This window comes from Enterobacter sp. HMSC16D10, assembly GCF_001807145.1.
Lineage (GTDB): Bacteria > Pseudomonadota > Gammaproteobacteria > Enterobacterales > Enterobacteriaceae > Enterobacter > Enterobacter roggenkampii.
The window spans coordinates 1-676 of the sequence record NZ_KV787855.1 but is presented as its reverse complement, the minus strand read 5'-3'; the positions used below and the strand labels follow the sequence as shown (position 1 = coordinate 676).

General features: G+C 54.1%; 1 rRNA gene. It reads left to right on the top strand.

The annotated features are described in order from the left end of the window. Positions 1 to 664 (top strand): 23S ribosomal RNA (locus HMPREF3143_RS07220); the annotation flags it as partial. Positions 665 to 676: the final 12 nt, after the last annotated feature.

Genomic DNA, 676 nt, shown 5'->3' with positions numbered 1-676 from the left:
AGTTTGACTGGGGCGGTCTCCTCCCAAAGAGTAACGGAGGAGCACGAAGGTTAGCTAATCCTGGTCGGACATCAGGAGGTTAGTGCAATGGCATAAGCTAGCTTGACTGCGAGAGTGACGGCTCGAGCAGGTGCGAAAGCAGGTCATAGTGATCCGGTGGTTCTGAATGGAAGGGCCATCGCTCAACGGATAAAAGGTACTCCGGGGATAACAGGCTGATACCGCCCAAGAGTTCATATCGACGGCGGTGTTTGGCACCTCGATGTCGGCTCATCACATCCTGGGGCTGAAGTAGGTCCCAAGGGTATGGCTGTTCGCCATTTAAAGTGGTACGCGAGCTGGGTTTAGAACGTCGTGAGACAGTTCGGTCCCTATCTGCCGTGGGCGCTGGAGAATTGAGGGGGGCTGCTCCTAGTACGAGAGGACCGGAGTGGACGCATCACTGGTGTTCGGGTTGTCATGCCAATGGCACTGCCCGGTAGCTAAATGCGGAAAAGATAAGTGCTGAAAGCATCTAAGCACGAAACTTGCCCCGAGATGAGTTCTCCCTGACTCCTTGAGAGTCCTGAAGGAACGTTGAAGACGACGACGTTGATAGGTCGGGTGTGTAAGCGCAGCGATGCGTTGAGCTAACCGATACTAATGAACCGTGAGGCTTAACCTTACAACGCCGAAG